This window comes from Chryseobacterium sp. GM_Chr_2, assembly GCF_026540445.1.
Lineage (GTDB): Bacteria > Bacteroidota > Bacteroidia > Flavobacteriales > Weeksellaceae > Chryseobacterium.
On sequence record NZ_JALNUD010000025.1, the window covers coordinates 1 to 931 of the forward strand.

General features: G+C 31.9%; 1 protein-coding gene. It reads left to right on the top strand.

Annotation, left to right across the window (positions count from 1 at the left end; genetic code table 11):
• Positions 1-70: 70 nt before the first annotated feature.
• Positions 71-931 (top strand): IS982 family transposase (locus OXQ85_RS20555; RefSeq protein WP_267407014.1); only part of this gene is annotated, 861 nt, incomplete at its 3' end.

A 931-nucleotide genomic window follows, 5' to 3' on the forward strand; every position in this document is an offset into this window, starting at 1 on the left:
CTTTAATAAAAAAGTAATAATTCGTATATTTAAGTTTCTGACATTTAAATATTTAAACAAATTATTACTTATGATTTTGAAAGACCAAATTACGGATATTTTTGTACAAATTGATGATTTTTGTAAAGAGTTTGCCGCTGAGATTAAACAAATGAAACTGAGATCGCTTGATAGCAACAAGAAAAGAAGAAACAGGGCATCTCTTATGTCTGATTCTGAAATTATGACCATTATGATTGGTTTTCATTTGGGGGCTCATAAGACATTTAAACATTATTATCAACAAATAGTTTGCGGCTATTGGAGGAATTTGTTTCCTAAAAGTCTTTCTTACAATAGGTTTGTTGAGCTTCAACGAAGAATTTTTGGAGTTTTTGCTCTGTTTTTAAAAGAAAAATGTTTAGGAAAATGTACTGGAATCAGCTTTATGGACAGTACAACGCTGAAAGTTTGTAGGAATCAGAGAATTCACAACCATAAAGTTTTTAAAGGTCTGGCTGAACGTGGAAAATCTTCAATGGGCTGGTTTTATGGGTTTAAATTGCATTTGGTTTGCAATGAAAAAGGTGAACTTTTATCCTTTTATTTAACGAAAGGCAATGTGGACGACCGAAATCCAAGGCATATTAAAAAAATGACCCAACAACTTTTTGGAAAACTGTTTGCGGATAAAGGCTATCTCTCAAAAGCTTTATGGGAAATGCTCTTTGCAGACGGAATTCAGCTATTCACCAAACTAAGAAAGAATATGAAAAATCATATTATGAATATGGAGGATAAGATTTTGCTGAGAAAAAGAGCAATTATTGAGACGATAAATGATGAATTAAAAAATCATTGCCAAGTGGAACATTCCCGGCACAGAAGTGTGAACAATTTTATAATCAATATTTTGGGAAGTCTTGCTGCGTATTGCTTCTTTCCAAAAAAA